The organism is Micromonospora sp. SH-82 (assembly GCF_051132485.1).
Taxonomy (GTDB): Bacteria; Actinomycetota; Actinomycetes; order Mycobacteriales; family Micromonosporaceae; genus Micromonospora.
Window position 1 is genome coordinate 3,026,884 of the sequence record NZ_CP148049.1, and the last position, 12,924, is coordinate 3,039,807.

The 12,924-nt window shown below is 71.6% G+C and carries 11 protein-coding genes; all 11 read left to right on the plus strand.

What is annotated here, in order from left to right; genetic code table 11:
• Positions 1-35: 35 nt before the first annotated feature.
• The 11 genes from WHN02_RS13925 to coaBC all read left to right on the plus strand — a co-directional run bounded on the left by WHN02_RS13925 (position 36) and on the right by coaBC (position 12,857).
• Positions 36-962, plus strand: a complete 927-nt coding sequence (locus tag WHN02_RS13925) for an aspartate carbamoyltransferase catalytic subunit (protein ID WP_434743704.1) — start codon at positions 36-38, stop codon at positions 960-962.
• Positions 959-2,344, plus strand: a complete 1,386-nt coding sequence (locus WHN02_RS13930; RefSeq protein ID WP_434743705.1) for a dihydroorotase — start codon at positions 959-961, stop codon at positions 2,342-2,344. Before WHN02_RS13925 ends, WHN02_RS13930 begins: the two co-directional genes overlap by 4 nt.
• A gap of 2 nt (positions 2,345-2,346) precedes the next feature.
• A complete protein-coding gene (gene carA / locus WHN02_RS13935; RefSeq protein WP_434743706.1) occupies positions 2,347-3,540 on the plus strand; it encodes a glutamine-hydrolyzing carbamoyl-phosphate synthase small subunit in 1,194 nt (397 codons plus the stop codon).
• Positions 3,533-6,907: a carbamoyl-phosphate synthase large subunit gene (gene carB / locus WHN02_RS13940; protein WP_434743707.1), complete on the plus strand. Its 3,375-nt coding sequence runs from the start codon at positions 3,533-3,535 to the stop codon at positions 6,905-6,907. The genes carA and carB overlap by 8 nt, the downstream gene beginning before the upstream one ends.
• A 15-nt stretch (positions 6,908-6,922) precedes the next feature.
• Complete coding sequence (locus WHN02_RS13945) at positions 6,923-7,948, plus strand: quinone-dependent dihydroorotate dehydrogenase (RefSeq protein WP_434743708.1); 1,026 nt, start codon at positions 6,923-6,925, stop codon at positions 7,946-7,948.
• 75 nt (positions 7,949-8,023) lie between these two features.
• Positions 8,024-9,301, plus strand: coding sequence for an adenosylmethionine--8-amino-7-oxononanoate transaminase (locus WHN02_RS13950; protein WP_434743709.1), 1,278 nt, complete (start codon positions 8,024-8,026; stop codon positions 9,299-9,301).
• Between the two features lie 132 nt (positions 9,302-9,433).
• Positions 9,434-10,273, plus strand: a complete 840-nt coding sequence (gene pyrF, locus WHN02_RS13955; RefSeq protein ID WP_434743710.1) for an orotidine-5'-phosphate decarboxylase — start codon at positions 9,434-9,436, stop codon at positions 10,271-10,273.
• A gap of 175 nt (positions 10,274-10,448) precedes the next feature.
• Positions 10,449-10,766: an integration host factor, actinobacterial type gene (gene mihF, locus WHN02_RS13960; RefSeq protein ID WP_350897593.1), complete on the plus strand. Its 318-nt coding sequence runs from the start codon at positions 10,449-10,451 to the stop codon at positions 10,764-10,766.
• Positions 10,767-10,792: 26 nt separating this feature from the next.
• Positions 10,793-11,359 (plus strand): guanylate kinase, encoded by a 567-nt coding sequence (locus WHN02_RS13965; RefSeq protein ID WP_434743711.1) that lies wholly within the window; start codon positions 10,793-10,795, stop codon positions 11,357-11,359.
• Positions 11,360-11,361: 2 nt separating this feature from the next.
• A complete protein-coding gene (rpoZ, locus tag WHN02_RS13970) occupies positions 11,362-11,625 on the plus strand; it encodes a DNA-directed RNA polymerase subunit omega (protein ID WP_067373935.1) in 264 nt (87 codons plus the stop codon).
• 20 nt (positions 11,626-11,645) lie between these two features.
• Positions 11,646-12,857 (plus strand): bifunctional phosphopantothenoylcysteine decarboxylase/phosphopantothenate--cysteine ligase CoaBC, encoded by a 1,212-nt coding sequence (gene coaBC / locus WHN02_RS13975; RefSeq protein ID WP_434743712.1) that lies wholly within the window; start codon positions 11,646-11,648, stop codon positions 12,855-12,857.
• The last annotated feature ends 67 nt before the right edge of the window (positions 12,858-12,924 follow it).

Sequence of the window (12,924 nt, forward strand, 5' to 3'; positions counted from 1 at the left end):
AGCCGGTCGGCAGTGAACGAAAGGCGGGCGTACGCATGATCAAGCACCTGCTCTCCGGGGCGGACCTGGACGCCGACACCGCGACCCAGATCCTGGACACCGCGGCCGAGATGGCCACCGTCGCCGGCCGGGAGGTCAAGAAGCTGCCCGCGCTGCGCGGCCGGACGGTGGTGAACCTCTTCTACGAGGACTCCACCCGGACCCGGATCTCGTTCGAGGCGGCGGCGAAGCGGCTCAGCGCCGACGTGATCAACTTCTCGGCTCGGGGTTCCAGCGTCGCCAAGGGCGAGAGCCTGAAGGACACCGCCCTCACCCTCCAGGCGATGGGGGCCGACGCGGTGGTCGTCCGGCACCCGGCCTCCGGTGCCCCGCACCGGCTCGCCGACTGGGTCGACGGGTCGGTGGTCAACGCCGGGGACGGCACCCACGAGCACCCCACCCAGGCGCTGCTGGACGCGTACACGATGCGCTCCCGGCTGGGCCGGTTGGCGGGCCTGTCCGTCGCGGTGGTCGGGGACGTCCTGCACAGCCGGGTGGCCCGATCCAACGTCCTGCTGCTGTCCACCCTCGGTGCGAAGGTCACCCTGGTCGGCCCGCCGACGCTGATCCCGGTGGACATCGCCGCCGCGCTGGCCCCCGGCACCGCCGTCTCCTACGACCTGGACTCGGTGCTGCCCGGCACCGACGTGGTGATGATGCTGCGGGTCCAGCGGGAACGGATGGGGGACTCCTTCTTCCCCTCCGCCCGCGAGTACGCCCGCCGCTACGGGCTCGACGGCCCCCGCCTGCGTCGCCTGCCCGACCACGCCATCGTCATGCACCCGGGGCCGATGAACCGGGGGATGGAGATCACCCCCGAGGTGGCGGACTCGCCCCGGTCAACAATCGTCGAACAGGTCGCCAACGGGGTCTCCGTGCGGATGGCCGTCCTCTACCTGCTGCTCGGAGGGAGCAACCGGTGACCGCGTACCTGGTCAAGAACGTGAGCGTGGTCGGTGCCGCACCGACCGACCTGCTGATCCGCGACGGTGTCGTCGCCGACGTCGGGCCGGGGCTGTCCGCCCCGGACGCCCTGGTGATCGAGGCCGACGGGTTGGTCGCCCTGCCCGGCCTGGTCGACCTGCACACCCACCTGCGGGAGCCCGGCCGGGAGGACGCCGAGACCGTCGAGTCCGGGTCTCGGGCGGCGGCGCTGGGCGGCTACACCGCCGTCTGCGCGATGGCGAACACCTCCCCGGTCGCGGACACCGCCGGTGTGGTCGAGCAGGTCTGGCGGCTGGGCCGGGAGGCCGGGCTGGTCGACGTCCAGCCGATCGGCGCGGTCACCGTCGGGCTGGCCGGTGAACGCCTGGCCGAACTGGGCGCGATGGCCGACTCGGCGGCCCGGGTGCGGATCTTCTCCGACGACGGGCACTGCGTCGCCGACCCGAAGCTGATGCGCCGGGCGCTGGAGTACGTCAAGGCCTTCGACGGGATCATCGCCCAGCACGCCGAGGAGCCCCGGCTCACCGAGGGCGCCCAGATGCACGAGGGGGAGGTCTCCACCCGGCTCGGCCTGACCGGATGGCCGGCGGTCGCCGAGGAGGCGATCATCGCCCGGGACGTCCTGCTCGCCGAGCACGTCGGCAGCCGTCTCCACGTCTGCCACGTCTCCACCGCCGGCAGCGTCGAGGTCCTGCGCCAGGCCAAGGCCCGGGGGGTACGCGTCACCGCCGAGGTCACCCCGCACCACCTCCTCCTCACCGACGAGGTTGTGGGGGGGAAGAGTGAGCTTGCGAGCCCCGCACTCGCGACCAATGCCGGTCCGGTCGGGGAGAAGAGTGAGCCGGGTAGCCCGGAGGTGGGCCGGGACTGGGAGCCGGGGGCCAGCTACGACCCGGTGTTCAAGGTCAACCCGCCGCTGCGGACCGTCGCCGACGTGGCCGCCCTGCGCGCCGCCCTGGTCGAGGGGGTCGTCGACATCGTCGCCACCGACCACGCACCGCACACCGTGGAGGACAAGGAGTGCGAGTGGGCGTACGCCCGCCCCGGCATGCTCGGTCTGGAGACCGCGCTGTCGATCGCGCTGGAGGTGCTCGGACCCGAGTGGGACCTGATCGCCGAGCGGCTGTCCCGGGCACCGGCCCGGATCGCCGGGCTGACCGGGCACGGCGTCGACCCGGCCCCCGGGGTGCCGGCCAACCTGACCCTGGTGGACCCGGCCGCCCGTCGCCGGATCGAACCGGCCGACCTGGCCAGCCACAGCCGCAACACCCCGTACGCCGGAATGACGCTCCCGGGTCGCGTCGTGGCGACCTTCCTACGCGGCGAGGCGACCGTGCTCGACGGAAAGGCAGTGAAGTAACAGTGACTCGGAGACGAGCGGCGATCCTGGTGTTGGAGGACGGCCGGACCTTCCACGGTGAGGCCTACGGCAGCATCGGGGAGACCTTCGGTGAGGCTGTCTTCAACACCGGCATGACCGGCTACCAGGAGACCCTGACCGACCCGTCGTACCACCGGCAGGTGGTGGTGCAGACCAGCCCGCACATCGGCAACACCGGCGTCAACGACGACGACGACGAGTCGGGCCGGATCTGGGTGGCCGGTTACGTGGTGCGTGACCCCGCCCGGATCGGCTCGAACTGGCGCGCCACCGGCGGGCTGGAGGACCGGCTGGCCACCGAGGGTGTGGTCGGGATCAGTGGGATCGACACCCGGGCGCTCACCCGTCACCTGCGGGAGCGGGGCGCGATGCGGGTCGGCATCTCCAGCGTCGACGACGACCCGAGGGGCCTGCTGGCCCGGGTCCGGGAGGCGCCGCAGATGGTCGGGGCGGACCTCTCCACCCAGGTGACCACCGAGAAGCCGTACGTGGTGTCGGCCGAGGGGGAGCACCGGTACACGGTGGCCGCCCTCGATTTGGGGATCAAGCGCAACGTCCCGCGTCGGCTCGCCGCCCGGGGGGTCACCACCCACGTCCTGCCCGCCGGTTCGACCATCGAGGACCTGTTGGCCACCGGTGCCGACGCGGTGTTCTTCTCGCCCGGTCCGGGTGACCCGGCCACCGCGGACGGCCCGGTCGGGTTGGCGCGGGAGGTGCTGCGCCGCCGGATCCCGCTGTTCGGCATCTGTTTCGGCAGCCAGATCCTCGGTCGGGCGCTCGGCTTCGGCACGTACAAGCTGGGTTACGGGCACCGGGGGATCAACCAGCCGGTCCTGGACCGGTTGACCGGCAAGGTCGAGGTGACCAGCCACAACCACGGCTTCGCGGTGCAGGTGCCGGGGGCGGGGGTCGGCGCGGTCGTACCCGACCAGGTGATCGAGACCGAGTTCGGCGGCGTGGAGGTCTCCCACGTCTGCCTCAATGACAACGTGGTCGAGGGGCTGCGGGCCCGCGACGTGCCGGCCTTCACCGTGCAGTACCACCCGGAGGCGGCGGCCGGACCGCGCGACGCGGACTACCTCTTCGACCGGTTCGCCGAGCTGATCGAGGGCCGGAACCAGGGCGAGGGCCGTGGCCTCGACCGGAACACCACCGAAGGCGGCAAGGATGCCTAAGCGCACCGATCTCAAGCACATCCTGGTCATCGGCTCCGGGCCGATCGTGATCGGGCAGGCCTGCGAGTTCGACTACTCCGGCACCCAGGCCTGCCGGGTGCTGCGGGAGGAGGGCATCCGGGTCAGCCTGATCAACTCGAACCCGGCGACCATCATGACCGACCCGGAGTTCGCCGACGCCACGTACGTCGAGCCGATCACCCCGGAGTTCGTCGAGCTGGTCATCGCCCGGGAGCGGCCGGACGCGGTCCTGCCCACCCTGGGCGGGCAGACCGCGCTGAACACGGCCGTCGCCCTGGCCGAGGCGGGGATCCTGGAGAAGTACGGCGTCGAGCTGATCGGGGCCGACATCGAGGCGATCCGGCGCGGCGAGGACCGGCAGCTGTTCAAGGACGTCGTCGCCGCCGCCGGTGCCCGCATCGGCATCGAGGACCCGTCGTCGCTGGTGCCGCGTTCGCGGGTCTGCCACTCGATGACCGAGGTCGAGGCGGCCGTCGCCGAGCTGGGCCTGCCGGTGGTGATCCGGCCGTCGTTCACCATGGGCGGGCTCGGGTCCGGGATGGCGCACAACGACGAGGACCTGCACCGCATCGCGGGTGCCGGGCTGGCCGCCAGCCCGGTCACCGAGGTGCTGATCGAGGAGAGCGTGCTCGGCTGGAAGGAGTACGAGCTCGAACTCATGCGTGACCGCCACGACAACGTGGTGGTGGTCTGTTCGATCGAGAACGTCGACCCGATGGGTGTGCACACCGGCGACAGCGTGACGGTGGCCCCGGCCATGACGCTCACCGACCGGGAGTACCAGAGCCTGCGCGACCTGGGCATCGCGGTGCTGCGTGAGGTCGGCGTGGACACCGGTGGCTGCAACATCCAGTTCGCTGTCAACCCGGCCGACGGCCGGCTCGTGGTGATCGAGATGAACCCCCGGGTGTCCCGGTCGTCGGCGCTGGCCTCGAAGGCGACGGGCTTCCCGATCGCCAAGATCGCGGCCAAGCTGGCCATCGGCTACACCCTGGACGAGATCCCCAACGACATCACCCGCAAGACCCCGGCGGCGTTCGAGCCGTCCCTGGACTACGTGGTGGTGAAGATCCCCCGGTTCGCGTTCGAGAAGTTCCCCGGCGCCGACCCGGAGCTGACCACCACGATGAAGTCGGTCGGCGAGGCGATGAGCCTCGGACGGAACTTCACCGAGGCGCTGAACAAGGCGATGCGGTCGATGGAGACCAAGGCGGCGGGCTTCTGGACCACCGCCGACCCGGCCGACGCGACGAAGGAGAACACCCTCGCCGCGCTCCGGATCCCGCACGACGGTCGGCTCTACACCGTCGAGCGGGCGCTGCGTCTGGGCGCCTCGATCAGCGAGGTCTCGGCCGCGTCCGGCGGGATCGACCCGTGGTTCCTCGACCAGATCTCCGCCCTCGTCGAGCTGCGGGCGGAGATCGTTGCCGCGCCGGTGCTCGACGAGGAGCTGCTGCGCCGGGCCAAGCGGGCCGGGTTGTCCGACGGGCAGCTCGCCGCACTGCGCCCGGAACTCGCCGCCGAGGACGGGGTCCGTACCCTGCGGCACCGGCTGGGCGTACGCCCGGTCTACAAGACCGTCGACACCTGCGCGGCCGAGTTCGAGGCGACGACCCCGTACCACTACTCGTCGTACGACTCGGAGACCGAGGTGACCGGGTCGGCCCGACCGAAGGTCGTCATCCTCGGGTCCGGGCCGAACCGGATCGGCCAGGGCATCGAGTTCGACTACTCGTGTGTCCACGCGGTCATGGCGCTGCGGGGCGCACCGACCGGTTCGGGCGACGAGGGCGGCGGTTTCGAGACCGTCATGGTCAACTGCAACCCGGAGACCGTCTCCACCGACTACGACACCGCCGACCGGCTCTACTTCGAGCCGTTGACCTTCGAGGACGTCCTTGAGGTGTGGCACGCCGAGGACACCTCCGGTAAGGCCGCCGGCGGTCCGGGCGTGGTCGGGGTGATCGTGCAGCTCGGCGGGCAGACCCCGCTGGGCCTGGCGCAACGGCTGAAGAACGCCGGGGTGCCGGTGGTCGGGACCTCGCCGGAGTCGATCCACCTGGCCGAGGAGCGGGGCGCGTTCGGGGAGGTGCTGGCCCGGGCCGGGCTGCGTGCCCCGGCGCACGGCACCGCCGTCTCCTACGAGCAGGCGCGGGCGATCGCCGAGGAGATCGGCTACCCGGTCCTGGTCCGCCCGTCGTACGTCCTGGGCGGCCGGGGCATGGAGATCGTCTACGACGACCCGACGCTGCGCGACTACATCGGACGGGCCACCGACATCTCGCCGGACCATCCGGTGCTGGTGGACCGGTTCCTCGACGACGCCATCGAGATCGACGTGGACGCGCTCTGCGACGCCGACGGCGAGGTGTACCTGGGTGGCGTGATGGAGCACATCGAGGAGGCCGGTATCCACTCCGGTGACTCGTCCTGCGTGCTGCCGCCGATCACCCTGGCCGGTCAGCACATCGACCAGGTCCGCCGCTACACCGAGGCGATCGCCCACGGTGTCGGGGTACGCGGTCTGCTCAACGTCCAGTACGCGCTCAAGGACGACGTGCTGTACGTCCTGGAGGCCAACCCCCGGGCGTCGCGGACGGTGCCGTTCGTGTCCAAGGCGACGGCGGTGCCGCTGGCGAAGGCGGCGGCCCGGATCGCCCTCGGTGCCACCATCGCCGAGCTGCGCGCCGAGGGGATGCTGCCGGAGACCGGGGACGGCGGGTCGCTGCCGGCGCACGCCCCGATCGCGGTCAAGGAGGCGGTGCTGCCGTTCAAGCGGTTCCGCACCCCGGCCGGCAAGGGCGTGGACTCGCTGCTGGGCCCGGAGATGAAGTCGACCGGTGAGGTGATGGGGATCGACCCGCACTTCGGGCACGCCTTCGCCAAGTCCCAGTCGGCCGCGTACGGTTCCCTGCCGACCGGGGGGAAGATCTTCGTCTCGGTGGCGAACCGGGACAAGCGGGCGATGGTCTTCCCGGTCAAGCGCCTGGCGGACCTGGGCTTCGAGATCCTGGCGACCGAGGGCACCGCCGAGGTGCTGCGGCGCCACGGCATCGCCTGCGAGCAGGTCGGCAAGCACTACCAGGCCGGTGCCGACGACGACGCGGTGTCGCTGATCCTGCGCGGCGAGGTGGCCCTGGTGGTCAACACCCCGCAGGGGTCGGGGGCGAGTGCCCGCTCCGACGGGTACGAGATCCGCAGTGCCGCCGTCACCGCCGACCTGCCGTGCATCACCACGGTCCCGGGTGCGGCGGCGGCGGTGATGGGCATCGAGGCGCGGATCCGTGGGGACATGCAGGTCCGTCCCCTCCAGGAGCTCCACGCCACCCTGCGGCCGGCCCGGTGACGGCGGGGGTGCGGGTTGTTGTTTGAGAAGGTCGTCCGCAACGGGTTGTTCCGGGTGGGCGGCGGGGACGCCGAGGCGGCGCACGAGTGGACGCTGCGTCGGCTGGCGGTGCTCGGTCGGCAGCCTGCGCTGCTGGCCGCGCTGCGGGCCCGCTACCTGACCCGGGCACCCCGGACGGTGTTCGGGGTGGAGTTCCCCAACCCGGTGGGGTTGGCCGCCGGCATGGACAAGAACGGCGTGGCCCTGCCGGCCTGGCCGGCGCTGGGCTTCGGCTTCGTCGAGGTCGGCACGGTCACCGCGCACGCCCAGCCGGGGAACCCCACCCCCCGGATGTTCCGGCTCCGCGACAGCGAGGCCGTGATCAACCGGATGGGGTTCAACAACGCCGGTGCCGAGGCGCTCGCCGCCCGGCTGGCCGCGTCGTCCCGTCCGCTGGGGGTCCCGTTGGGGATCTCGCTGGGCAAGTCGAAGGTGACCCCACTGGACGAGGCGGTGGAGGACTACCTCACCTCGTACCGGGCGTTGCGGGAGCACGGTGACTACTTCGCCGTCAACGTCTCCTCCCCGAACACCCCGGGGCTGCGCGCGTTGCAGGACAGGGAGCACCTGGACGCCCTGCTGTCGGCGCTGGTCGGCGAGAAGCCGGTGCTCGTGAAGATCGCCCCGGACCTGACCGAACCGGCCATCGCGGAGCTGTTGGAGGTCTGCCTGGCCCGGGGCGCGGCCGGGGTGATCGCCACCAACACCACACTGTCGCGCGACGGGCTCGCCCCCGCCGACCGGCCGCGCGCCGAGGAGGCCGGGGGACTCTCCGGTCGGCCGCTGGCCGAACGGGCCCGTCAGGTGGTCTCCTTCGTGCACACCGAGACCGGTGGGCGGCTTCCGGTGATCGGGGTCGGCGGCATCATGGACCCGGACGACGGGGCCCGGATGTTCGACGCCGGGGCCAGTCTGGTGCAGCTCTACACCGGGTTCGTCTACCGGGGGCCAGCCCTGCCCCGGGCCGTGGCGGTCGCGTCGAACCGTGCCGCCGCCAGGTGATCCGGCACCCGGCCACCGCTGCGGCGGTGGTCCGGGTGGCCGGTGGCCACGGGAGGTACGGGAGGAACCGCTGCGATGACACCGGAGGAGATCCTCGCGGCCGACCGGGAACACGTCTGGCATCCGTACGCCTCACTCCCGCCGCAGACCCCGCCGTACCTGGTGACCGAGGCACAGGGGGTACGGCTGCGGCTGGCCGACGGCCGGGAACTGGTCGACGGGATGGCGTCGTGGTGGTCGGCGATCCACGGGTACCGGCATCCGGTCCTCGACGCGGCGGTCACCGACCAGCTGGGCCGGATGAGTCACGTGATGTTCGGCGGCCTGACCCACGAGCCTGCGGTCCGCCTGGCCCGTACCCTCGTCGAACTGGCCCCGGAGGGGCTGGAACGGGTCTTCCTCGCCGACTCCGGGTCGGTGAGCGTCGAGGTGGCCGTCAAGATGTGCCTCCAGTACCAGCGGGCCACCGGTCGGCCGCAGCGGCACCGGCTGGGCACCTGGCGCGGCGGGTACCACGGGGACACCTTCCACCCGATGAGCGTCTGCGATCCGGTCGGCGGGATGCACCACCTCTGGACCGACGTCCTGCCCCGGCAGGTCTTCGCCCCGCAACCGCCGTCCGGGTTCGACACCCCGCCCGATCCCGCGTACTGCACGGCGCTGGCCGAGTCGGTCCAGCGGCACGCCGACGAACTGGCCGCGGTGATCGTTGAGCCGGTGGTGCAGGGCGCCGGGGGGATGCGTTTCCACCATCCGGAGTACCTGCGGGTGCTGCGGGAGGTGACCCGGGAACACGGGGTGCTGCTGATCTTCGACGAGATCGCCACCGGATTCGGTCGGACCGGGACGATGTTCGCCGCCGAACACGCCGGTGTCGTCCCGGACGTGCTCTGTGTGGGCAAGGCGCTCACCGGCGGGTACCTCAGCCTCGCCGCCGCGCTCTGCACGCCGGAGGTGGCCCGGGGGATCTCCGCCGACGGTGGGGTCCTGGCGCACGGGCCGACGTTCATGGGCAACCCGTTGGCGTGCGCGGTGGCCGGAGCCTCCCTCGGACTGCTCCGGTCCGGGGACTGGGCCGCCGAGGTGTCGCGGTTGGGTGCCGGACTGCGGGCCGGTCTGGAGCCGCTGCGGGCCGCGCCCGGGGTGCACGACGTCCGGGTGCTCGGCGGGATCGGCGTGGTCCAGGTGGACCGTCAGGTCGACGTCCCGGCGGCCACGGCGGCGGCGGTGGAGTGCGGCGTCTGGCTGCGCCCGTTCCGGGACCTGGTGTACGTGATGCCGCCGTACGTCACCGACGACGCGGACCTGGCCCGCATCACGGCCGGGGTGGCGGCGGCGGTGGCGGCCGGCTGAGCCGAGGTCGGGCGACGCTCTCGGGCGCCACGATCGAAGAGGTCCACCCCACGGCGTGTCGCCGTCGGGGACACGACGCAGGAGGTTCCCGGACGGTCCCACCGTCGCGGGGTGTGAAGGAGGTACGGACGGATGGAGAGCTTCGGTAGCCGGTTGCACCGGTCGACGGCCGAGCGGGGACCGCTCTGCGTGGGGATCGACCCGCACCCGGGCCTGCTGGCCCGTTGGGGTCTGCCGGACAGCGTGGAGGGCCTGCGTCGGTTCGCCGAGACGGCGGTGGAGGCGTTCGGTGACCGGGTTGCGGTGGTTAAGCCTCAGTCGGCCTTCTTCGAGCGGTTCGGCGCGTCGGGCGTGTCGGTTCTTGAGTCAACTATCCGACAGTTGCGAGAAGCCGGTTCGCTCGTTCTGCTCGACGTCAAGCGCGGCGACATCGGCTCAACGGTCAGCGCCTACGCTTCCGCGTACCTCGATCCATCCAGCCCCCTGTATGTCGACGCGGTGACCGCCAGTCCGTACCTGGGGGTGGGTTCGCTGGCTCCGATGTTCGACCTGGCCGCCGAGCACGGGGGTGGGGTGTTCGTTCTGGCCCTCACCTCCAACCCGGAGGGGGCATCGGTGCAACGCGCTGTCAGTCCCGACGGGCGGACTGTGGCGCAGACCGTGATCGACGAGATTTCGCAGCTCAACAGCGGTGCGGAGCCGCTCGGCAGTTTCGGGCTGGTGGTCGGGGCGACCATTGGCGAGACAGGTCACGACCTGTCCACCGTGGGGGGTCCGCTGCTCGCTCCGGGGCTCGGCGCGCAGGGTGCCACGGCGGCGGATCTGCGTACCGTCTTCGGCGCCGCGCTGCCGTGGGTGCTGCCGACGTACTCGCGGGAGGTGCTCAACGCGGGTCCCGACGTGGCCGCGCTACGGGCCGCTACGGACCGCGTGCTGGCCGAGTGCCGGGCCGCTGTCGAGGGTGGCAACTGACTGACGGCTCGGTCACTGAGCGTCCATGGGCGCGTGCCCACGTTGCCGAAAGCTCCGCTGACCGCTAGTTTTCCCCGCGCTGGGAACCACGGACCCCTTTGGTTTCCAGCGACACCATCTTTCACAGATGCGGCGGTGCGTCCCGCCCGTCGCGATAGGGACCTGAGGAGAACTGGTGCCGCTCCCGTCACTGACCCCTGAGCAGCGCGCTGCAGCGCTGGAGAAGGCCGCGGAAATCCGCAAGGCCCGTGCTGAGCTGAAGGAGCAGCTCAAGCAGGGCAAGACCACCCTCGCCGCCGTGCTCGACCGGGCCGAGGGCGACGATGTCGTCGGCAAGCTCAAGGTCTCGGCCGTCCTGCAGTCGATGCCGGGCATCGGCAAGATCCGGGCGACCCAGATCATGGAGAAGCTGAAGATCGCCGACAGCCGCCGCCTGCGCGGACTCGGCGAGCAGCAGCGTAAGGCTCTGCTGGGAGAGTTCGCCGCCAACTGAGCCGCGACGCCGTGTAGAAACAAGCAGTGAGCACGGATGGCGAGGCGCGCCCGGCGGCTCGGCTCACTGTCCTGGCCGGACCGTCCGGTTCCGGTCGGGAGAGTGTGGTCGAGCTGATCCGGGCGCGTTCACCGTCCGTCTGGGTGCCCGTTCCGGTCACCACCCGGCCCCGCCGAGGGTGTGAGACGGACGGCATCGACCGGGTCTTCGTCGACCCGGCCGGGTTCGATCAGTTGGCCGAGGACGGCCAGCTGCTGGAGTGGGCCAGGATCGGGCCGTACCGGCGGGGTACGTCGGGCGAGCCGATCCGGTCCCGGTTGCAGGCCGGTCTGCCGGTCCTGCTGCCGTTGGACCTGACCGGCGCGTTGCAGGTGCGTGCAGCGTTGCCCCAGGCCCGCCTGGTCCTGCTCCAGCCCCCCGGCTACCGGCCCGATCCGGCAGTCGCGGCCGCCGTGGACCACGCCGTACTGCACGACCGCACGGATCGGGTGGTCGCTGAGCTGGTAGGCTTGCTCGGTTATTGCGTGCCATCGAGCTTTCCAGAGACGTCGAGCTTTCCAGAGACATCGAGCTTTCCAGAGACGCAGAGGTAACAGTGGGATCCATCGCCAACCCCGAAGGCATCACCAACCCGCCGATCGACGAGCTGCTCGACAAGACCACCTCGAAGTACGCCCTGGTGATCTTCGCCGCGAAGCGTGCCCGTCAGGTCAACGCCTACTACAGCCAGCTCGGCGAGGGCCTCCTGGAGTACGTCGGCCCCCTGGTGGAGACCACTCCGCAGGAGAAGCCCCTCTCGATCGCCATGCGGGAGATCAACGCCGGTCTGCTCACCGCCGAGCCGACCGACCAGCCGTAGCACCCGCCCCCGGTCCGTCGATGTCTGCTCGGATCGTCCTCGGAGTCGGCGGCGGCATCGCCGCGTACAAGGCCTGCGAACTGCTCCGACTGTTCACCGAGTCGGGGCACCGGGTCCGGGTGGTGCCCACCGCGTCCGCCCTGCGGTTCGTCGGGGCACCGACCTGGGCGGCGCTCTCCGGTCAGCCGGTCGCCGAGGACGTCTGGTCCGACGTGCACGAGGTGCCCCACGTACGGCTCGGTCAGCAGGCCGACCTCGTGGTGGTCGCCCCGGCCACCGCCGACCTCCTCGCCCGGGCCGCCCACGGGCTCGCCGACGACCTGCTCACCAACACCCTGCTGACCGCCAGGTGTCCGGTGCTGCTGGCCCCGGCCATGCACACCGAGATGTGGGAGAACCCGGCCACCGTCGCCAACGTCGCCACCCTCCGTGGTCGGGGGGTCCGGGTGATCGAGCCCGCCGTCGGCCGGTTGACCGGTGCCGACACCGGCAAGGGGCGGCTACCCGACCCGGCGGAGATCTTCGCTGTCGCCCGGCGGGCGCTGGCCCGGGGCGTCGACGCACCCGCCGACCTCACCGGGCGGCACGTGGTGGTGACCGCCGGTGGCACCCGCGAGCCGTTGGATCCGGTGCGCTTCCTCGGTAACCGGTCGTCAGGCAAACAGGGGTACGCCTTCGCCCGCGCCGCCGTCGCCCGGGGAGCCCGGGTCACACTGGTCGCGGCCAACGTCTCCCTCGCCGATCCGGCCGGTGTCGACGTGGTCCCGGTCGGCACCACCGAGCAGCTGCGGGCCGCCACCCTCGCCGCCGCCGAGTCGGCGGACGCCGTGGTGATGGCGGCGGCGCCGGCCGACTTCCGTCCCGCGACGTACTCCTCGGGGAAAATCAAGAAGTCCGAGTCGGCAGCGCCTACGATCGAACTCGTCACCAATCCGGACATCGCCGCCGAGCTGGGTCAGGCCCGTCGGCCGGACCAGGTGCTGGTGATCTTCGCCGCGGAGACCGGGGACGCCGAGGCCAACGGCCGTGACAAGCTCGCCCGCAAGCGGGCCGACCTCGTCGTCGTCAACGAGGTCGGTGCGGACAAGGTCTTCGGGGCCGAGACGAACACGGCGACGGTCATCGGAGCCGACGGTGCGGTGCACCGGATGCCCGAGCAGTCCAAGGAGGACGTCGCCGACGCCGTGTGGGACCTGGTCGTCGCGCGGTGGGAGACGTTTCCCGACAGGTGACCCGGGAAGGACCGTCCCCGCGCCCGGATGTCCGCGAGACTAGACTCCCGCGAGACGAGTTATCCAT